Source organism: Pseudomonas sp. R3-18-08, assembly GCF_003852065.1.
Classification (GTDB): domain Bacteria; phylum Pseudomonadota; class Gammaproteobacteria; order Pseudomonadales; family Pseudomonadaceae; genus Aquipseudomonas.
Map to the genome: position 1 here is coordinate 974,110 of NZ_CP027729.1, position 20,049 is coordinate 994,158.

14 protein-coding genes are annotated in these 20,049 nt (G+C 58.4%); 5 read left to right on the top strand and 9 right to left on the bottom strand.

The genetic code is table 11. From position 1 onward, the window contains the following. Positions 1 to 10 precede the first annotated feature (10 nt). The 8 genes from C4J92_RS04375 to C4J92_RS04410 all read right to left on the bottom strand — a co-directional run bounded on the left by C4J92_RS04375 (position 11) and on the right by C4J92_RS04410 (position 13,414). The gene (locus tag C4J92_RS04375; RefSeq protein ID WP_124361271.1) at positions 11 to 1,021 is read right to left on the bottom strand and encodes an ABC transporter permease subunit; all 1,011 of its coding nucleotides are present in this window, start codon (positions 1,019 to 1,021) and stop codon (positions 11 to 13) included. Between the two features lie 76 nt (positions 1,022 to 1,097). Next, entirely contained in the window at positions 1,098 to 2,696 is a 1,599-nt protein-coding gene (locus C4J92_RS04380; protein WP_124403069.1) for an ABC transporter substrate-binding protein, read from the bottom strand. Between the two features lie 80 nt (positions 2,697 to 2,776). Beyond that, positions 2,777 to 4,171, bottom strand: a complete 1,395-nt coding sequence (locus tag C4J92_RS04385; protein WP_124369640.1) for an OprD family outer membrane porin — start codon at positions 4,169 to 4,171, stop codon at positions 2,777 to 2,779. Between the two features lie 171 nt (positions 4,172 to 4,342). After that, positions 4,343 to 5,947, bottom strand: coding sequence for an ABC transporter substrate-binding protein (locus C4J92_RS04390; RefSeq protein WP_124369641.1), 1,605 nt, complete (start codon positions 5,945 to 5,947; stop codon positions 4,343 to 4,345). A 304-nt stretch (positions 5,948 to 6,251) separates the two neighbouring features. Then, positions 6,252 to 7,880 carry an ABC transporter substrate-binding protein gene (locus tag C4J92_RS04395; RefSeq protein WP_124365814.1) on the bottom strand — a complete coding sequence of 543 codons (1,629 nt, stop codon included), beginning with the start codon at positions 7,878 to 7,880 and terminating at the stop codon, positions 6,252 to 6,254. Positions 7,881 to 8,138: 258 nt separating this feature from the next. Continuing rightward, on the bottom strand, positions 8,139 to 9,740 hold the full coding sequence (locus C4J92_RS04400) for an ABC transporter substrate-binding protein (RefSeq protein ID WP_124403070.1): 1,602 nt from the start codon (positions 9,738 to 9,740) through the stop codon (positions 8,139 to 8,141). A gap of 219 nt (positions 9,741 to 9,959) precedes the next feature. Beyond that, positions 9,960 to 12,356, bottom strand: coding sequence for a hypothetical protein (locus C4J92_RS04405; protein ID WP_256657455.1), 2,397 nt, complete (start codon positions 12,354 to 12,356; stop codon positions 9,960 to 9,962). Positions 12,357 to 12,703: 347 nt separating this feature from the next. Next, positions 12,704 to 13,414, bottom strand: coding sequence for an SIMPL domain-containing protein (locus C4J92_RS04410; protein ID WP_124369644.1), 711 nt, complete (start codon positions 13,412 to 13,414; stop codon positions 12,704 to 12,706). Positions 13,415 to 13,618: 204 nt separating this feature from the next. On the opposite strand from C4J92_RS04410, the gene C4J92_RS04415 reads away from it, so the two are divergent. The 3 genes from C4J92_RS04415 to C4J92_RS04425 all read left to right on the top strand — a co-directional run bounded on the left by C4J92_RS04415 (position 13,619) and on the right by C4J92_RS04425 (position 17,258). Beyond that, complete coding sequence (locus C4J92_RS04415) at positions 13,619 to 14,881, top strand: ATP-binding protein (RefSeq protein ID WP_057724530.1); 1,263 nt, start codon at positions 13,619 to 13,621, stop codon at positions 14,879 to 14,881. Then, a complete protein-coding gene (locus C4J92_RS04420) occupies positions 14,874 to 15,434 on the top strand; it encodes a response regulator transcription factor (protein ID WP_010565532.1) in 561 nt (186 codons plus the stop codon). The genes C4J92_RS04415 and C4J92_RS04420 overlap by 8 nt, the downstream gene beginning before the upstream one ends. A gap of 99 nt (positions 15,435 to 15,533) precedes the next feature. Then, complete coding sequence (locus tag C4J92_RS04425; RefSeq protein ID WP_124403071.1) at positions 15,534 to 17,258, top strand: ABC transporter ATP-binding protein/permease; 1,725 nt, start codon at positions 15,534 to 15,536, stop codon at positions 17,256 to 17,258. 193 nt (positions 17,259 to 17,451) lie between these two features. Here C4J92_RS04425 and C4J92_RS04430 read toward each other — a convergent pair whose 3' ends face one another. Next, positions 17,452 to 17,889, bottom strand: a complete 438-nt coding sequence (locus tag C4J92_RS04430) for a YhcB family protein (RefSeq protein ID WP_057724532.1) — start codon at positions 17,887 to 17,889, stop codon at positions 17,452 to 17,454. Positions 17,890 to 18,035: 146 nt separating this feature from the next. Between C4J92_RS04430 and C4J92_RS04435 the strand changes: the two genes are divergently transcribed. Together C4J92_RS04435 and C4J92_RS04440 are read left to right on the top strand one after the other, a co-directional pair. Next, the gene (locus C4J92_RS04435; RefSeq protein WP_124403072.1) at positions 18,036 to 18,665 is read left to right on the top strand and encodes an alpha/beta hydrolase; all 630 of its coding nucleotides are present in this window, start codon (positions 18,036 to 18,038) and stop codon (positions 18,663 to 18,665) included. 24 nt (positions 18,666 to 18,689) lie between these two features. Further along, positions 18,690 to 20,045 (top strand): tryptophan--tRNA ligase, encoded by a 1,356-nt coding sequence (locus C4J92_RS04440; RefSeq protein WP_124403073.1) that lies wholly within the window; start codon positions 18,690 to 18,692, stop codon positions 20,043 to 20,045. The last annotated feature ends 4 nt before the right edge of the window (positions 20,046 to 20,049 follow it).

Below are 20,049 nucleotides of genomic sequence, written 5' to 3' on the forward strand. Positions count from 1 at the left end.
GGTCATGATCTCAGCGCTGGTGACGGATGCGTGGGTTGGCGAAGCCGTAGAGGATGTCCACCACGAAGTTCACCAGGATCACCAGGCAGGCGATCAACAAAATGCCGTTTTGCACCACCGGGTAGTCCCGCGCGCCAATGGCTTCGATCAGCCATTTGCCGATGCCGGGCCACGAGAAGATGGTTTCGGTCAGTACCGCACCGGCCAGCAACGTGCCGACTTGCAGGCCGACCACGGTCAATACCGGGATCAGCGCGTTGCGCAGACCGTGTACGAACACCACGCGCGCCGGCGACAGGCCCTTGGCCTTGGCGGTACGGATGTAGTCTTCGCGCAGCACTTCGAGCATCGACGAGCGGGTCATCCGCGCAATCACCGCCAGCGGGATGGTGCCCAGCACGATGGCCGGCAGGATCAGGTGATGCAGTGCGTCCCAGAACGCGTCCGGCTCGTCGGCCAGCAAAGTATCAATGAGCATGAAGCCGGTGCGCGGCTCGATGTCGTAGAGCAGGTCGATACGCCCGGAAACCGGGGTCCAGCCCAGGCTTACCGAGAAGAACATGATCAGGATCAGGCCCCACCAGAAGATCGGCATCGAATATCCCGCCAGGGAGATGCCCATCACCCCATGGTCGAACAGGGATCCTCGTTTCAAGGCCGCGATCACCCCGGCCAACAGGCCCAGGATACCGGCGAACAACAGGGCGGCGATGGACAGTTCCAAGGTCGCCGGAAAGAGTGCGGTGAACTCGGTCCACACGCTGGTGCGGGTACGCAGCGATTCGCCAAGGTCGCCTTGGGCGAGCTTGCCGACGTAATCCAGATATTGCGCATACAGCGGCTTGTTAAGGCCAAGGCGCTCCATTGCCTGGGCATGCATTTCGGGGTCAACCCGCCGCTCGCCCATCATGACTTCTACGGGGTCGCCTGGAATCATGCGAATCAACGCAAAGGTCAGCAACGTGATGCCGAAGAACGTGGGGATCAATAACCCCAGTCGGCGGGCAATAAAACTAAACATCTTGGTGTGTACCTCAATCAGCCGGTTAGGCAGGTTCGGCGCCGTCAGGGTCGACGGCGCCGAGCGTTTTTCTTATTTACTTCACCTGGGTGGTGGCGAAGTTATTAGTCCCCAGAGGGCTTTGGGTGAAGCCTTCTACGTTCTTGCGCATGGCGGTGAACAGTTTCGGATAAGCCATGGGTAGCCATGGTTGGTCCTTGTCGAAAACGTCCTGGGCTTGTTCATAGAGTGCGGCGCGCTGGGCGGGTTCAGCGGTGGCGCGCGCTTTGTCGATCAAGTCCTGAAACTCTTTGTTACACCAGCGCGCGTAGTTTTCGCCGTTTTTCGCTGCATCGCAACTCAGGTTTGGCGTCAGGAAGTTGTCAGGGTCGCCGTTATCACCGACCCAGCCAGCCGAAACCATATCGTGCTCGCCGTTTTTAGCGCGCTTGAGCATCTCGCCCCATTCCATGACTTTGATATTCACCTTCAGGCCAATCTGCGCCAGATCCGCCTGCATGCGTTGGGCGCCGAGCATCGGGTTGGGGTTGGTCGGGCCGCCGCCGTTACGCGTGAACAGGGTGAATTCGGTGCCTTCCGGCACGCCGGCTTCCTTGAGCAGGGCGCGGGCCTTGTCCAGATCGCGAGGCGGGTTCTTCAGTTTGTCGCTGAAACCCAGCAAGGTCGGCGGATAAGGACCGGTGCCCACCACCGCATTGCCTTTGCCGAACAGGGCTTCGGTATAGCCGGCCTTGTCGAACGCGATGTTGATCGCGTGACGCACCCGCGCATCGCTCATGTATTTGTGGGTCGTGTTCAACGCGGTGTAACTGGTGGTCATCGCCGCCAGTTCATCGACTTTCAGGTTCGGGTCTTTCTTGATGCTTGGAATGTCATCCGGCTTGGGGAACAGCGCGATCTGACATTCATTGGCCTTGAGCTTCTGCAGGCGCACGTTGTTATCGGTGCTGATCGCCAGGATCAGCGGGTCGACTGCCGGTTTGCCACGGAAGTAGTCGGGGTTGGCCTTGAAGCGCGCCTGGGCGTCTTTCTGATACCGGGTGAAGATGAACGGGCCAGTGCCGATAGGCTTGGCGTTGAGGTCTTCGGTCTTGCCGGATTTGAGCAACTGGTCGGCGTATTCCTTCGAATGGATTGAAGAGAATGCCATGCCCAGGTCGGCCAGGAAGGGTGCTTCAGGACGGGTCAGGGTAAAGACGACGGTGTGGTCATCGGTCTTCTCTACGCTCTTGAGCAGTTCCTTGAAGCCCATGCTTTCGAAATACGGGTAGCCCACGAGGGACTTTTTATGCCAAGGGTGATTCGGGTCCAGCTGACGCTGGAAACTCCAAAGCACGTCGTCGGCGTTCAGGTTGCGCGTGGGTTTGAAATAGTCGGTGGTGTGGAACTTGATGTCGTCACGCAGGTGAAAGGTGTAGGTCAGGCCATCGGCGCTGATCTCGGGCAGGTCTTTGGCCAGCGCTGGAACGACTTCGGTGGTGCCGGGCTTGAAATCCACCAGGCGGTTGAACATGGTTTCCGCAGCGGCGTCAGCGGTCACGGCGGTGGTGTACAGGACCGGGTCAAAACCTTCCGGGCTGGCTTCGGTGCAGACCACCAGCGGTTTGGCCGAAACGCCGATCGCCACGCTCAGCAGCGCAGCGGCCATGGCAGCTTGTAACGGGAGCATTTTCATTCAGAGCCCTCTGCAATCGATGGAGCCAGAAACGCGTAGGCGGCGGGCTCGTCCTGAGCCCGCCGCCTGCCTGGCGCTAATTAAAGAATGTTGAACGGAATGGTGGTGACCAGACGGAACTCTTTGATGCTGCCGTCGGACTGGAACTCGCTGCCACGGTGCTCAACATAGGTTGCGCGCACGGTAGTGGCTTTGAGTGGGCCGCTCTGCAGGGCATAAGAGGCGCCTACACCGTATTCCTGGTGCTTCTCGCCGTCCTGGGACTGGATGCCGTCGTAGGCGAACTTGGCCCGGCCGTTGTTGCCGGTGTAGTGGGTGCCGTCGATGTCCCAGCCGCGCGCCGAGTAGGCGTTGAACTTCAGGCCTGGCACGCCGTATTCGGCCATGTTGATGGCGTAGGCGATCTGGAAGGACTTCTCGTTCGGGCCGTTGAAGTCCGAGGTCAGGGAGTTGGCCAGGTAGATGCCGTTGGTTTCGTGCAGGTAGTCGAAGTACTCGTTACCGTTCACTTGCTGGTAAGCGAAGGTCAGGCTGTGTGCCTGGTGAGTCAGGCCCAGGGACAGGGAGAAGGTATCGTTGTCGATTTCCCCCATCTCTTTTTTGCCTTCATCGACCGTCTTGTAGTAGTTGAAACCGGTGGTCAGGCCCAGTTGCTTGGCGTCGCCCAATTCGTGGGTAGCACCGAAGTAGTACTGGTTCCAGAAGTCCTTCACGTTGGCGGCGAAGAAGCTGGTCTTCAGGCTTTTCAGCGGCTGGTAGTTCACACCCAGGGTGGAGACTTTGTCGGTTTCTGCGCCATTGCCGTATTCGCTGCGGAATTTCGACAGGCTTTGTTCGCTACGCGGTGACACGCGATCGAAAACACCGCCCTGGAACGACAGGTTGCTGAACTCTTCGCTGTTGAAGCTCACACCCTGGAAGCTGGAAGGCAGCGCACGGTTGCCGATGGTATCGACGATGCCGCTGCTGAAGTTCTGGCGACCGGCGGTCAAGGTAGTGTTGGACACGCGGAACTGCACGTTGGCCAGACCCAGCTTGCTCCACTGGTCTACGGCGTCGCCGTTGGAGTCGGCCAGGGTGCGGTTGGAGCCGCCTTTGATGTCACGCTTGCTGCGGTCCAGCACCAGCGCGTTGTACACCGCCACTTCGGTCTTGACGCCAACAGTGCCCTGGGTGAAACCCGAGCTGGCGTTGAGGATGGTGCCCTGTACCCAGTTGGTACGGTTACGGTCGGTCAGGGTTTGGCCATGCTTCTGGTAGGCGAAGGTGCCCCCACGGTATTTGCTTTCATGGGAGTACCAGTTACGCGTGGTACCGCCCAGGCTGAAATCTTCGATAAAGCCTTTGGCTTCGCTTTGCGCGCTGGTGCCGGCCAGGGTGGTAGGAACGAAGTCCTGGCTCTGCGTTTCAGCGTAGGCGGTGGCCGTGATGCTGCTGATGGCCAAGGCCAGAAGCGCTTTGCTGCTCAGTTTCATGGGTGAAGCTCCTTTGGTTCTCTTTTTTATGCCGGTCTTTTTAGGTGAACCGGCTATTGGGTGTGTAACTCGTTCAAGCTATTGCAAACGTTTGGCGTAGGAAAAATCCCAACAAAAGGCTGCACGTTTGCCGAAGGGCCGCTTGGCCCTTCGCCATCCGGTTATTTTTTCTTATGGGGTGATACTGACGCCCGAGAACACGTTGCGGCCGAAGGGGCTCACCTTGAAGCCTTCGACTTTGGCGCTTAACGGCTGGTTGACCGTCGAGTGGGCGATTGGCGTGATCGGCACCTGCTGCTTGAGCAGTTGCTGCGCCTGTTTGTACAGAACAGTCCTTTGTTCGCGGTCGGTCACGACCTTGGCTTGCTTGACCAGCTTGTCGTACGCCGGGTCACACCACATGGAGTAGTTGTTCCCGCCGATGGCGTCGCAGCTGTAGAGGGTACCCAGCCAGTTGTCCGGGTCACCGTTGTCACCGGTCCAGCCGATCAGGCTGACATCGTGCTCGCCGTTCTTGGTGCGCTTGATGTATTCGCCCCATTCGTAGCTGACGATTTTCACTTTCAGGCCGATCTTGGCCCAATCGTTCTGCAGCATTTCCGCCATCAGCTTGGCGTTGGGGTTGTACGGCCGTTGCACCGGCATCGCCCACAGGGTGATCTCAGTGCCTTCCTTCACGCCGGCGGCCTTGAGCAGTTCCTTGGCTTTTTCCGGGTTGTAGGCGGCGTCCTTGATGCTGTCGTCGTAGGACCACTGGGTCGGCGGCATGGCGTTGACCGCCAGTTGCCCGGCGCCCTGGTACACCGCATTGAGGATGCTCTGCTTGTTCACCGCCATGTCCAGCGCCTGGCGCACTTCGAGTTGGTCGAAGGGCTTGTGGCGCACGTTGTAGGCGATGTAGCCAAGGTTGAAGCCGGGCTTGGTCAGCAGTTGCAGGTTCGGGTCGGCCTTGAGCGCGTCGACGTCGGCGGGACGCGGGTGCAGGGTGACCTGGCATTCGCCGGCCTTGAGCTTCTGCACGCGCACCGAGGCGTCGGTATTGATGGCGAAGATCAACTGGTCGAGCTTGACCTTGCTGGGGTCCCAATACTGTTTGTTGGCCACATAGCGAATCTGCGAGTCTTTCTGATAACGCTGGAACACGAACGGGCCAGTGCCGATGGGCTTCTGGTTGATATCGCTGGGTTTGCCTTCCTTGAGCAATTGCTCGGCATACTCGGCCGAGAGGATTGCGGCGAAGCTCATGGCGATGTTTTGCACGAACGCGGCATCCACCGTATTCAGGGTGATCACCACGGTGTGCGGGTCGGTTTTTTCAACCTTGGCAATGTTCTTGTTCAGGCTCATGCCGTTGAAGTACGGGAACTCGGTAGGGTAGGCCTTGCGGAACGGGTGGTCAGGGTCAAGCATGCGGTTGAACGTGAACAGCACGTCGTCGGCATTGAAGTCGCGCGTTGGCTTGAACTCCTTGTTGCTGTGGAACTTCACCCCTTCGCGCAGATGAAAGGTGTAGGTCAGCCCGTCTTCGGAAATATCCCACTTGGTTGCCAGCCCAGGCACTACGTCAGTCGCGCCTTTTTCGAACTCGACAAGGCGGTTGTATAACGGCTCAGCGGCATCGTTGTCGGTGGCGGTGGTGTATTGCGCCGTGTCAAAGCCCGCCGGGCTGCCCTCGGAGCAGAACACCAGGCTCTTCTTTTCGGCGGCCTGAGCCGTGGTGGCCACAGCCAGCAGGCTGGCGGCAAACATTGCGGATAGAACGGTGGTATGGCGCATGACGATTCCGATCCTTGTGTGTAGTTATCAACAGCGAGCAATCCCTCAGGCCTGTAGCCAAGGGGACATCACTGGTCCCACATGCGGTAAGTGCCTTTCCCGAATTGGTACCTCTGTAGTCCTACGACGTTATGGGTCGCGGACTTCACAGTAAATGCGCCAAATCGGATTGACCCTGTAGGCAACGGAGGCACGAAGCGCAGTTCATTGCTGTAAGGCGGCAACGCTTGCGGGTGTGGTCTGTTTCCTACGGGTCTGGCAGATGTAATAACGGCGACGTTATGAGCGTCGCCGCTATCGATCCTTACTTGCCGCTTACGCTGACGCCATAGAAGGAGTTCAAGCCAAACGGGCTGATCTTGAAGTCCTGCACGGTGTTGCGCATGGGTTGATACACCGTCGAGTGCGCGATAGGTGTGTAAGGCAGTTCACGTTTAAGCAGTTGTTGCGCCTGTTTGTACAGTTCGGTGCGCTTGGCAACATCTGTGGTCGCCTTGGCCTGGCTGATCAGGGCGTCGTAGTCTTTGTTGACGAATTTGGAGAAGTTGTTGCCGTTCAATGCCGGGGATGAAAACAGCGTGCCGAGCCAGTTGTCCGGGTCACCATTGTCACCGCTCCAGCCAATGATCATGGCCTGGTTCTCACCACCTTTGGAACGCTTGATGTACTCGCCCCACTCGTAGCTGACGATGTTGACCTTCAGACCGATCTGTTTCCAGTCGCTCTGCAGCATCTCGGCCATCAGCTTGGCGTTCGGGTTGTACGGACGCTGTACTGGCATGGCCCACAGGGTGATCTCGGTGCCTTCCTTGATGCCGGCTTCCTTGAGCAGTTCCCTGGCTTTTGCCGGGTCGTACTTGGCATCCTTGATAGTGGTGTCATACGACCACTGGGTTGGCGGCATGGCGTTGACGGCCAGTTGACCAGCGCCCTGGTACACGGAGTCGATGATCTGCTGCTTGTTCACCGCCATATCCAGCGCCTGGCGAACCCGCAGGTCAGCCAGTGGGTTCGGCGTGGTCTGGCCTTTAAGCACAGGCATCACGTTGTAGGCGATGTAACCCAGGTTGAAACCGGCCTGGTGCGGCATTTTCATGTCCTTGTCCGCTTCCAGTGGCTTGATGTCCGCCGGGCGAGGATAGGCCGTGATCTGGCACTCGTTCTTCTTCAGTTTCTGGATGCGGACCGATGGGTCCGTGGAAATGGCGAAGATCAGGTTGTCGATCTTGACGTCTTCAGGCTTCCAGTATTCCTTGTTGCCGGTGAAGCGAATATTGGAGTCTTTCTGGTAGCTCTTGAACACGAACGGGCCAGTGCCGATTGGCTTCTGGTTGATGTCGCTGGCCTTGCCTTCCTTCAACAGCTGGGCGGCGTATTCGGCCGACTGGATCGAGGCGAAGCTCATCGCCAGGTTCTGGATGAAAGCGGCGTCCACGGTGCCAAGGGTGAACTTGACGGTGTGATCATCGACTTTTTCGATGTTCTTGATGTTCTTGTCCATCTCCATGTCGGAGAAGTACGGGAACTCAGTGGGGTAGGCTTTGCGGAACGGGTCGTCCTTGTTGATCATGCGGTTGAACGTGAAGAGCACGTCATCGGCATTGAATTCACGCGTCGGCTTGAAATATGGAGTGGTGTGGAACTTGACGCCTTCCCGAAGGTGGAAGGTATACGTCAGGCCGTCCGGGGACACGTCCCAGCTGGTAGCGAGGCCAGGAATCACGGCGGTGCCGCCACGTTCGAACTGGCTCAGGCGGTTGAACATGGTTTCGGCCGAGGCATCGAAGTCTGTTCCGGTGGTGTACTGGCCTGGGTCAAAACCGGCCGGGCTCCCTTCGGAGCAGAACACCAGGTTAGTTGCCGCTTGGGCAAACGGGGCTGCGGCCATAAGGCCAGCGCTCACTAAGAACGGAAGGACTGCGTGTTTAAGCATGTTGGCCTCATGATTTGTTGTCATTTTTGGTGGTGAGGGCGACCTCGTGAGTCGGCCTGCGGATACTTATGCAGGCGCCATACCCATTGCAAGATGTTGAACGGTTGCAAGCGCCAAACAGTGGGACGGGCGTACAAGAATGTCGCATTTATGAAAGTTTCGACATAAATGCATCTATTTGGCGGGTTTTTTCGGTGCGCCGTGCGCACCGAAAAGGCCCAACCGACGTGTCTAGTGCACTCGGTTGGGGCGTTGTTGTTACTTATCTAGACTCACGCCATAGAAGGGGGTCAGCCCAAAGGGGCTGATCTTGAAATCGCGAACTTCCTTGCGCAGCGGCTGGAATACCGTCGAGTTCGCAATAGGCGTTATAGGTACTTGTTCCTTAAGGATTTGTTGAGCCTGCTGATACCACTTGATGCGCTGCTCGCGGTCGTTGCTGACCTTGGCCTGCTGCACCAGCTTGTCATAGGCCGGGTTACACCATTTGGCGTAATTGCTGCCCTTGACCGCGGCACAACTGTAGAGCACGCCGAGCCAGTTATCCGGGTCGCCGTTATCGCCGGTCCAGCCGTAGATCATGGCGTCATGCTCGCCATTTTTGGCGCGCTTGATGTATTCGCCCCACTCATAGCTGACGATGTTGGCCTTGATGCCGACCTTGGCCCAATCCTGCTGGATCATTTGTGCCGACATGCGCGCGTTCGGGTTGGAGGCGCGTTGCACGGTCATCGCCCACAGGTTGATGGTGGTACCTGGTGCAACCCCTGCTTCTTTTAGTAGCGCCCGGGCCTTGGCCGGGTCGTAGGGGGCGTCCTTGATCGTCGGGTCATAAGACCACTGCGCGGGAGGGAGAGCGTTCTGCGCCAATTGTCCGGCGCTTTGGTAAACAGCCTTGATGATGGCCGGTTTGTCGATGGCCATATCCAGCGCCTGGCGCACCTTGAGTTGGTCCAGCGGCGGGTGGGTGACGTTGTACGCCAGGAAACCCAAATTGAAGCCGGCCTGCTGCTGCACGCGCAGGTTTGGGTCCTGCTTGATCACCTCGATGTCGGACGGGCGCGGGTAGCCGCTGACCTGACATTCACCCGCCTTGAGTTTCTGCACGCGTGCGGCGGCGTCAGGGGTGATGGCGAATACCAGGTTGTCGAGCTTCACGTCCTCGGGTTTCCAGTACTGCTTATTGGCAACGTAGCGGATCTGCGAGTCTTTCTGATAGCGCTTGAACACGAACGGGCCGGTGCCGACCGGTTTCTGATTGATGTCCTCGGCCTTGCCCTGTTTCAAGAGCTGGGCGGCATATTCGGCCGATTGCACCGAAGCGAAACTCATCGCCAGGTTCTGCACGAACGATGCATCAACGTTGTTCAGGTTGAAGCGCACGGTGTGTTCGTCGAGTTTGTCGAGACTCTTGATCGTGGTGTTCAAGCCCATGTCGGTGAAGTAGGGCGATTCAGAGGGGTAAGCCTTGCGAAACGGGCTCTCGGCATCCAGCAGGCGGTTGAAGGTAAACAACACGTCATCGGCGTTGAAGTCGCGGGTGGGGGTGAAGAAATCGGTGGTGTGGAACTTGACGCCGTCCCGCAGGTGGAAGGTATAGGTGAGACCGTCTTCGGACACTTCCCAGCGGGTGGCGAGGCCGGGCTCGACTTCGGTACCGCCGCGCTTGAACTGGGTAAGGCGGTTGAACACGGTTTCGGCGGAGGCGTCGAACTCGGTGCCGCTGGTGTATTGGCTGGGGTCGAAGCCGGCGGGGCTGGCTTCGGAGCAGTAGACCAAGGTGGTGGCCGCCTGGGCCAGTGGCGTGAAGGCCAGAACGCCGACGGCGAGAAGTAGCGGTTTGAAGATGACTCTTTCCATGATGCCCCCCTGAAGTGACAGACATAAAGCGCTGCCCGAATTCAAACGAAGATAACCGAGGTTGTCGTCAATGTGGGAGTGAAGATAGGTTAAATTGCCGTCTGCACGGTTCAGACAGCGCACTTGTTTTAGTCAGGCGCTTAGGGTCAGCTTATGAAAAATTGCACGGAAAGCGAAAGTTTGCCGATGTAAGGGTGTACATGGAAAGAGGCGCCACCATCATCGTGATGCGCTACGTTGGTCGAAGCGAACGGGCTTGTATTCAAAGGTCCACCACTTCCAAGGGTTCCAGTATGGGTTTTTCTTCAAGGTTCTGAAGTGCTTCATTACATCTTCATTAACATCGCGTTCGGCGAGAAGTCTGATGTCATTTCTGAGGCTGTCCGTCATCGTGATGTTTTTTTGATTGGCTTGGTTTACATAGTGGTTTTCAATTGTGTCAGTGAAGCGCTTTATTGCTTCCGGCGTCACGCCCACCGTTACCGTGCCTTTATAACCTTTTACAGGGCGATCTATGAGTCGCTGGAACTCGGCGGCAAACGAAGCGGTGCCGCCATCTGCAGAGCCGCATGATAGAAGGCGAATATTTCCATAGTCTTGTGGGTTAATGCTTTGAAAACGTAAGGTGTCGAGTAAATCCTGTGGCGTATTAAGTTCCCCATCATATATAACTTTAGCGATACCTGTGGTGGGGTCGGATAGGCCATGCACCAGTATGTTCAAACGAGTGTCCTTCCCCAGCTTGGTGCTATCTACAAAGGTGTAGAGTTGCTCATCGATTTCCTTGAGTTGGCTTATTTTTCCATCCAGCGTGCTGAAATTGTTTTTATCGGCGAATAACTCATCAATGCTCGACGAATCCTGGCGTGGAATCAATTGTCTGAGTGTGGCGATTTTTTCGTCGGTCAAGTGGGGTGTGGACAGGGTATCGTTGTCTGGCGACGGCGTTAGCCCCGCATCGACGGGGTCTGCCTGATTTGAAGCTTTGCTCACCCGCACTAATTCCAACTGATGTGTTTGCTCATCGGACTGCCACCTGTAATGCGCGCCATTAGAGAAGTTCGCCGGCGGTGCTTCTGCCCCGTGCACTCCAATGGGTGCAAGTTCGTGCGCCAGTTGCAGGCCGGATATGACTGCCGCGGCATTGCCGCTAACCCGATCCTCTGCGGTCTGGCCATAGAGGCTATCGTGCACGCCGAAAACGATATTGCCTGCATTGCCAACGATAGGTAAGTAACCGAAGGTGTTGCCCCAAAACTCTTTTGCTTCTTTCCAGTGTTGCTGAGAGGCGCCAAATACCTCGGTTTGGTCTGCCCACAATGCATTTTTCGCATTCATCGCCTGATAGTGAGGGGCAATGCCGTTTTTGAGGTCACCGAATTTCAGGTAGTAATCGCTGTCGCGCGATTGTGCGTAATTGAATAATTCTCGGACCGGCACGGCCTTATCCGAGAGGGGCCCCTTTCTGCCCGGAAACGTGGAATGCTTGTCTAGAATCAAAGCGTTGAGTACGTAACCGGCGCTTACCCAGTGAGCGTCGTGACCGCCTTGCCTATCGCGGGCGTTGAAACGGTTGAGTAATTGGGCATGGTTATGTTTAGCCCAGTTGGCGAAGTTGTCATCTCCGTCTATTTCACTGACGGTGCCGTTCTTCAAATCGATCATCAGGCCTTTGTTGGGGCGGTGATCGTAATCACCGTGGTAATTGATGTAGGGAATAAAGGCATACCCGGCCAATGGATAGCCGTATAGGTTCGGAATGACGGCGTTCCCATGGTTTTCCAGTGTGCGAGTAATTGCAGCCTGAGCGGCAGGGGTCAAACGTTCATAACTGTGTTTGTCGTCACGTAGACTTTGCAATGTTCCCTGCAACACATAGGCGTCTGCTTCGCCCGAGCGTTTCGCAAGTGCTCCCGAAGCGTCGCGCAGGGGGGCGGCGACATCATGTTCCCAATGATCTTGCAAATGGCTGCCCAGCACTTCCAGTTCGTCAATTTTGTTTTTATCTTGCGCACTGATTTGCATACCCTGGAAGTTCAGCGGGCCACCCCTTGGCACCTTGTCATGGGCAAATGCTCCGGCGGCAATCTCCCAGGCAAAGTAGGTGCGTACGTTCCTACTGGTTTCCTCCTGGGGTGTGCCCATTCCTACATAGGAGTAGAAGGTGACCGTGACTTCCTCCTGGGGGTCGTAGCCAGCTGCCAACAACCCACCGCTGAAGTAACCGGCAGGTTCGAGGAACGGGCGAGTTTGCTGGAACCGGGTATTGCGCTCACCGTCGCTGCCGCTTTCGATGTGCTTGATTTGTGTGGCGACACGATCGGCGTAGGCTTGGATACGCTGCTCGCGTTCGCGCTGCGTATAGTTCGCCGTTGGCGGAATAACGTTGACTGAACCGTAGATGATGGTCTTGGAAGTATCAAGCTCATGCTCGGGTGTCGGTGCTGGAACTGGATGCAGTCCGAACGAATTTTTAGGAGGGGGTGGGTCTACCCTTTCTTCCTGTGCCCATTTTTTTGTTGTGTGCGAGTCATCTATTCCCCGTTGCTGACGATTGTTCGTGGGCGGTGTGGGGAAGGAGGTTGGCGTGGGAGCGAGAGCCGCCGCTATATTCATAATCAACTCACATTAATGATTGGATTAATAATCGCCGTTGACCGAAAAACAAAAGAATCGTTATGCGCAATGTTCTGTGGGTGGGATGTGTCTTAGTTGGATGGTTGTTCGATGCTCTGTTTCAAAGTAATCGTGGTCGCTACAGTGGGTGGATAATTAGGCGGCTTAAGTTCCGAGCTTATATCGAGGGTTTTTAACGAGAAGTCTCCAGGGTGTAGCGGGGGAGGTGGAGAAAGTGACTGTAGTCTAAAGCCTTTGAGTTTGTCGTAACGGTCCTGGTGTTCCGTAGGCGGCAATAAAAAAGGCGTAACCCTTAAAGGATTACGCCCTGTTGGTATGTCGAAAACTTATTGCAAAACTTCAATGACACCGTCTGCACTCATGTTGACCTGGCTGGTGCCGGCCTCCACTTCAGGCGTTGGCGCCGAATCCACCATGGCCGCTTTCATCATCATCCCGCCGCGCGCATACGGCTGTGGATAACCGTTGGTGTTGAAGTTCAGGTTAACGATCTTGTAGCCCTTGCCGCCCAGCGCATCGGTGGCCAGTTGCGCGCGGGCCTTGAACGCGGCAACCGCGTCTTTGAGCAGCGCGTCTTCGCTGGCCTTGCGCGTGCTGTCAGCGATGGCGAAGTCCATGTTGTCCATTTTCAGGGTGTTCAACAGCTCGCCGGTGAGTTTGGACAGCGCCGGGAAGTCCGCGCTTTCCAGGCGCAGTTCGGCGCGTTCGCGCCAGCCGGTGATTTTCTGATTCTTGCTGTCGTAGATCGGGTAGCTGTTGCGGCTGCCTTGGCGCAGGGTCACGGCCTTGACTTCGCGCGCCTGGCCCAGGGCCTGGTTCATGGTGGTGGTGATTTCAGCGGCAAGCTTGGCCGGGTCGGCGTTTTGCGCTTCGGTGTAAAGAGTGACGATCATCTTGTCGCGCGCCACTTCCTGGCTGACTTCGGCGCGCAGCGAGATCTGGTTGTAATGCAGTTCATCGGCGGCCATGGCCGGCAGGCTGGCCAGGGCGCTGGCGCCGAGGGTGAGAACCGCTGCACTGCGAGTGAAACGAGACATGAAAGCTCCTTGGGATTGTCGTGTTCGGTATGACTGTAGACGGTGGCATCGGGTTCTTCGGGTTTACACATTCCCTACATCTTGCAGCAGCCCCGACGAGCGGTCATCTGCGCGCCTGCGTCAAAGAGCCACACGCGCCGTGCCAGGCGGTCTGCTTCGTTTATACTCGTGCCGATCCGCCTGCAGCGCTCATCGGGAGAGCTCATGCTCGCCGCCGTAAAACTGACTTCCGCCACCCGCCAGAACCTCTGGCGCCTGACGTTCATTCGCACCCTGGTCTTGGCCGCACAGGCAGGTTCCGTCGGGCTCGCCTATTGGTTCGACCTGTTGCCGCTGCCCTGGCTGCAACTGGCGGTGACCCTCGGCTTCTCCACCGTGTTGTGTGCGTTTACCGCGATTCGGTTGCGCACCACATGGCCGGTCACCGAATTGGAATATGCCCTGCAATTGGCGTGCGACCTGTTTATCCACAGTGTGTTGCTGTATTTCTCCGGCGGTTCCACCAACCCGTTCGTTTCTTATTATCTGGTGCCACTGACCATTGCCGCCGTGACGTTGCCGTGGCGCTATTCGGTGGTGCTGTCGGGCATCGCGTTGACGCTGTACACCTTGCTGTTGGCGCAGTTCTATCCTTTGCAGACGTTTCCCATCGCCCGGGAAAACCTGCAGATCTACGGGATGTGGCTGAGCTTTGCGCTGTCCGCCGCCGTGATCACGTTTTTTGCCGCGCGCATGGCCGAAGAGTTGCGTCGCCAGGAAGAACTGCGTGCAATTCGCCGTGAAGAAGGCCTGCGCGACCAACAATTGTTGGCCGTCGCCACGCAGGCCGCAGGTGCCGCCCACGAGTTGGGCACGCCGCTGGCGACCATGAGCGTGCTGCTCAAGGAGATGACCCAGGACCATCACGACCCGGCGTTGCAGGATGACCTCAGCGTGCTGCAGGAACAGGTCAAGCAGTGCAAATTGACCCTGCAGCAACTGGTACGCGCCGCCGAAGCCAATCGCCGCCTGGCGGTAGAAATGCAGGATGTCACCCAGTGGCTCGACGAAGCGCTGAACCGTTGGCACCTGATGCGTCCCGAAGCCAGTTACCGTTTCAGCCTGTTGGGCCAGGGCAGCGTACCGCGCATGGCGCCGCCGCCTGATCTCACCCAGGCCTTGCTCAACCTGCTGAACAATGCGGCCGACGCCTGCCCCGAAGGCCTGGGCGTGCAGTTGGACTGGGACGCGGAAAACGTCACCATCAGCATTCGTGACCACGGCGCGGGTGTGCCGTTGGCCATTGCCGAGCAGATCGGCAAACCGTTCTTTACCACCAAGGGCAAAGGCTTCGGCCTCGGCCTGTTTTTGAGCAAGGCCAGCGTGACCCGCGCGGGCGGCTCAGTGAAGCTCTATAGTCATGAGGAAGGTGGCACGCTCACCGAGCTGCGCCTGCCCCGTGTCGCACGAGGAGATATCGATGAGTGACGAGATCCAAGTCGAAGGCGAAGAACTGCCGCATCTGTTGCTGGTAGATGATGACGCCACCTTTACCCGCGTGATGGCCCGCGCCATGAGCCGTCGCGGTTTTCGCGTCAGCACCGCGGGCTCAGCCGAAGAAGGCCTGGCCATCGCCCAGGCCGACCTGCCGGACTATGCCGCGCTCGACCTGAAAATGGACGGCGACTCCGGCCTGGTGCTGTTGCCCAAGCTGCTCGAACTCGACCCGGAAATGCGCGTGGTGATCCTCACCGGTTATTCCAGCATCGCCACCGCCGTCGAAGCGATCAAGCGTGGCGCGTGCAATTACCTGTGCAAGCCGGCGGATGCCGATGACGTGCTCGCCGCGCTGCTTTCCGAGCACGCCGACCTCGACACCCTGGTGCCGGAAAACCCCATGTCGGTCGACCGCCTGCAGTGGGAACACATCCAGCGCGTACTGACCGAGCACGAAGGCAACATCTCCGCCACTGCTCGCGCCCTGGGCATGCACCGTCGTACGTTGCAGCGCAAACTGCAGAAGCGCCCGGTACGGCGCTGAACGAAGACTGAACAATCTGCCTCAGGCTGCACGGAGCCGTGAACCGATCGCCTATGATCGGTTCAAACGCCTGTCATAATTTCCTACCGAGCCTGAACGATGAATCAGAACGCTGAATACTCCGCGGTCAATGATGCGGTGCGTGGGCAATTCTTCCGCCGTACCTGGGCGATGATCACGCCGTATTGGCGCAGTGAAGAGAAGGGCCGGGCCTGGTTGCTGCTGGCTGCCGTGATTGGTTTGTCGCTGTTCAGCGTGGCGATCTCGGTGTGGATCAACCACTGGTACAAGGATTTCTACAACGCCCTGGAAAAGAAGGACACGGCCGCCTTCTGGCAATTGATCGGTTACTTCGGCGGCATCGCGGCCGTGGCGATCCTCGGCGCGGTGTATCGCTTGTACCTGACCCAGATGCTCACCATCCGCTGGCGTGCCTGGCTGACCGAAAAGCACTTCGCGCGCTGGCTTGCCCACAAGAACTACTACCAGCTGGAGCAGGGCGGCTACACCGATAACCCGGACCAGCGGATTTCCGAAGACCTCAATACCTTTACCACCAGCACCTTGAGCCTGGGCCTGGGACTGCTGCGCAACGTGGTCAGCCTGGTGTCGTTCTCGATCATCCTGTGGGGCGTGTCGGGCAGCATCGAAGTGTTTGGCATCACCATTCCCGGCTACATGTTCTGGTGTGCGCTGCTGTATGCCGCCGTGGGCAGTTGGCTGACGCACCTGATCGGGCGACGCTTGATCGGCTTGAACAACCAGCAACAGCGCTTCGAAGCGGACCTGCGTTTCTCCATGGTGCGGGTGCGTGAAAATGCTGAAAGCATCGCCCTCTATAACGGCGAGCCGAATGAAAAGCAGCGCCTGAGCTCGCGCTTCGGCAAGGTCTGGCACAACTTCTGGGACATCATGAAAGTGTCCAAGCGCCTGACCTTTTTCACCGCCGGCTACAGCCAGATAGCGATTATCTTCCCGTTTATCGTCGCCGCGCCGCGCTACTTCACCGGCAAGATCGAACTGGGCGAGCTGATGCAAATCAACTCGGCGTTTGGCAATGTGCAGGAAAACTTCAGTTGGTTCATCAACGCCTACTCGGAACTCGCGGCGTGGCGTGCCACCAGCGACCGTCTGCTGAGTTTCCAGCAGGCCATGAGCGACAACGAGCAGCGTGCCCCGGCCATTGATGTGAGCCCTGAAGGCGAACAGCTGGTGATCAAGAGTCTGGGCATGGACCTGGCCGATGGTCGTCACTTGCTCACCGACGCCGACATGATCGTGGAGCCGGGTCAGCGCGTGATGCTCAGCGGGCGTTCCGGCAGCGGTAAAAGTACGCTGCTGCGCGCAATGGGCCATTTGTGGCCGGCAGGGCATGGCAGCATTCGCCTGCCGGCGACGCGTTATCTGTTTCTGCCGCAGAAGCCTTATTTACCGATTGGCACGTTGAAGGCCGTGTTGAGTTATCCACAAGAGGACAGCGCTTACCCTGCGCAACGTTATGCACAGGTACTGGAAACCTGTCGCCTGCCGCATCTGGTCAGCCGTCTGGATGAAGCCAACCACTGGCAGCGCATGCTCTCGCCCGGCGAGCAGCAGCGCCTGGCCTTTGCCCGCGCCTTGCTGTTCGCGCCGCAATGGCTGTACATGGACGAAGCGACGTCGGCCATGGATGAAGAGGATGAAGCGACGCTGTATCAGGCGCTGATCGATCAATTGCCGGGGCTGAGTATCGTCAGCGTCGGTCATCGCAGCAGCCTCAAGCGTTTCCATGGGCGGCATGTGCGGATCGAGGGTGGGCGGTTGCAGGAACAGACAGTGTCCTGAGGCGGGGCTCGATCAATGTGGGAGGGGGCTTGCCCCCGATGGCGGTCTGTCAGTCACAGATGCATTGGCTGATCCACCGGAATCGGGGGCAAGCCCCCTCCCACATTGGATCTGCATTGTCAGGAAAATTGAGGCCCAATAAAAAGCCCGGCTGATCATCGATCAGCCGGGCTTTGTGTTGCTGGAAGCTAACTTACTTCTTCAAGCCGTAATGCTCATCCAGCATGCCTGGGGCGTCCGGCGTTTTTGGCGCGTAGTCCCGTGGCGGTTCCTGGTTTTCCCGGGGCGGGGTCAGGCGTTCCCGTGGGGTCTGCGGTGCATCGGAATGCAACGCGGCCAGCAGGCGCTGGCGGGTGATGTCGTCGAGGGCCAGGCGGTTAGCGCCATCGGCGAGATGATCCTGTACTTCCTGGTAGCTCTGGGTGAGCTTCTTGACCAGGGTCGCGGTGCTGTTGAAGTGGGTAACAACCTCGTTCTGATAACTGTCAAAACGTTCCTGAATGTCATCCAACTGACGCTGCGTGCGGTTAGGCGCGGCATTCGGCAGCAGGCGAGCAACCAGGAATCCAATGGCGACACCGGCAACCAGGGCAAGAGTCGGCAACAACCAAACTAAGAGCGAGTGTTCCACGAGTCCTTCCTCTATAAACGGCTTTGCTTTACGTTAACGGCTCAAACCTGCGCTGTATACCGCGATTAAGCTCGCAATGATGCCATGCACAGACTTTTAGCTAGACGAGTCGACCCCTTGAGAGGTCACGGAGTTCATCCTTGCTCATGCGTGAAACCCCCGTTTTGATCAATGGCCCGGTGGGTCAATTGGAAGCCCTGTACCTGGATCACCCCGCCCCACGCGGCCTGGCGCTGATCTGCCACCCTAACCCGGTGCAGGGCGGGACCATGCTCAATAAAGTTGTCTCGACCCTGCAACGCACCGCCCGCGATGCCGGCTTGATTACGTTGCGTTTCAATTATCGTGGCGTCGGCGCGAGTGCCGGTAGCCACGACATGGCCAGCGGCGAAGTTGACGATGCCGAAGCGGCCGCCACGTGGCTGCGGGAAAAACACCCTGATCTACCGCTCACCCTGCTGGGCTTTTCCTTCGGTGGCTACGTGGCCGCCAGCCTCGGCGGGCGCCTGGAAGCCAAGGGCGAGAAGCTGGCGCACCTGTTCATGGTGGCTGCCGCAGTGATGCGCCTGCGTGACACGGATGTGCTGCCACATGATTGCCCGTTGACGCTAATCCAGCCGGAAACCGACGAAGTGGTCGACCCGCAAGTCGTTTACGACTGGTCTGGCGCCCTGAAACGCCCCCATGAGCTGCTGAAAGTGGCAGAATGCGGACACTTTTTTCACGGCAAGCTCACCGATCTGAAGGATCTGGTGCTGCCGCGCCTCTCGAATTGATAGCAGTCTGATAAGCGATTACCCATGACGACGCGTACCCGTATCCTCACCGGCATCACCACCACCGGCACGCCGCACCTGGGCAACTACGCCGGTGCGATCCGCCCGGCAATCCTTGCCAGCCAGGACGCCAATGCCGATTCCTTCTACTTCCTGGCCGACTACCACGCCCTGATCAAATGCGATGACCCGCAGCGCATCCAGCGCTCGCGTATGGAAATCGCCGCGACCTGGCTGGCCGGTGGCCTGGATGTGAACCGGGTGACGTTCTATCGCCAGTCCGACATCCCCGAGATTCCCGAGCTGACCTGGCTGCTGACCTGCGTGGCCGCCAAGGGCCTGCTCAACCGTGCCCATGCCTACAAGGCCTCGGTGGACAAGAACGTCGAGAGCGGCGAAGACCCGGATGCGGGCATCACCATGGGTCTGTACAGCTACCCGGTGCTGATGGCGGCGGACATCCTGATGTTCAACGCGCACAAGGTGCCGGTGGGCCGCGACCAGATCCAGCACGTGGAAATGGCCCGTGATATCGGCCAGCGTTTCAACCATCTGTTCGGCAACGGTAAAGAATTCTTCACCATGCCCGAGGCGTTGATCGAAGAAAGCGTCGCCACCTTGCCGGGCCTGGATGGCCGCAAGATGTCCAAGAGCTATGACAACACCATCCCGTTGTTCACCAGCGCCAAGGACATGAAGGAGGCGATCTCGCGGATCGTCACCGACTCGCGCGCGCCCGGCGAGGCGAAGGACCCGGACACCTCCCACCTGTTCACGCTGTACCAGGCATTTGCGAGCAAGGCCCAGGAGCAAGAGCTGCGCAGTGAACTGCTGCAAGGCCTGGGCTGGGGTGAGGCGAAGAATCGTCTGTTCCAGTTGCTGGATGGGCAATTGGGTGAAGCGCGCGAGCGTTACCACCAACTGATGTCGCGCCCGTCAGACATGGAAGATCTGCTGCTGGTCGGCGCCAAGAAGGCCCGTGCCGTGGCGGCACCGTTCCTCGCCGAACTGCGCGAAGCGGTGGGCTTGCGTTCGTTCGTCAACCAGGCTGCGGTGCCGGTTGCCCCCAAGAAAAAGGCGGCGAAGGCCGCGCGTTTCGTAAGCTTTCGTGAAGACGACGGCAGCTTCCGCTTCCGCCTGTTGGCCGCCGACGGCGAGCAACTGCTGCTGTCGCGCACCTTCGCCGACGGCAAGGCGGCGGGCGCGGTGACCAAGCAATTGCAAAGCGGCGGTACCTTGGACATACGTACCCAAGCCCTGGGCTTCAGCGTATGGCTGGGCGACGCGGCCGTGGCCGACAGCGCCGAGTTCGCCGACAGCGCGTCCCGTGACGCCGCCATCGCCGCCTTGCGCGTCGCGCTGACCCCCTCCGAGGATTAACCCG

Bases quoted from the DNA above. Each gene is read 5' to 3' on its own strand.
- C4J92_RS04375 (WP_124361271.1), bottom strand. From the start codon at position 1,021: ATGTTTAGTTTTATTGCCCGCCGACTGGGGTTATTGATCCCCACGTTC.
- C4J92_RS04380 (WP_124403069.1), bottom strand. From the start codon at position 2,696: ATGAAAATGCTCCCGTTACAAGCTGCCATGGCCGCTGCGCTGCTGAGC.
- C4J92_RS04385 (WP_124369640.1), bottom strand. From the start codon at position 4,171: ATGAAACTGAGCAGCAAAGCGCTTCTGGCCTTGGCCATCAGCAGCATC.
- C4J92_RS04390 (WP_124369641.1), bottom strand. From the start codon at position 5,947: ATGCGCCATACCACCGTTCTATCCGCAATGTTTGCCGCCAGCCTGCTG.
- C4J92_RS04395 (WP_124365814.1), bottom strand. From the start codon at position 7,880: ATGCTTAAACACGCAGTCCTTCCGTTCTTAGTGAGCGCTGGCCTTATG.
- C4J92_RS04400 (WP_124403070.1), bottom strand. From the start codon at position 9,740: ATGGAAAGAGTCATCTTCAAACCGCTACTTCTCGCCGTCGGCGTTCTG.
- C4J92_RS04405 (WP_256657455.1), bottom strand. From the start codon at position 12,356: ATGAATATAGCGGCGGCTCTCGCTCCCACGCCAACCTCCTTCCCCACA.
- C4J92_RS04410 (WP_124369644.1), bottom strand. From the start codon at position 13,414: ATGTCTCGTTTCACTCGCAGTGCAGCGGTTCTCACCCTCGGCGCCAGC.
- C4J92_RS04415 (WP_057724530.1), top strand. From the start codon at position 13,619: ATGCTCGCCGCCGTAAAACTGACTTCCGCCACCCGCCAGAACCTCTGG.
- C4J92_RS04420 (WP_010565532.1), top strand. From the start codon at position 14,874: ATGAGTGACGAGATCCAAGTCGAAGGCGAAGAACTGCCGCATCTGTTG.
- C4J92_RS04425 (WP_124403071.1), top strand. From the start codon at position 15,534: ATGAATCAGAACGCTGAATACTCCGCGGTCAATGATGCGGTGCGTGGG.
- C4J92_RS04435 (WP_124403072.1), top strand. From the start codon at position 18,036: ATGCGTGAAACCCCCGTTTTGATCAATGGCCCGGTGGGTCAATTGGAA.
- C4J92_RS04440 (WP_124403073.1), top strand. From the start codon at position 18,690: ATGACGACGCGTACCCGTATCCTCACCGGCATCACCACCACCGGCACG.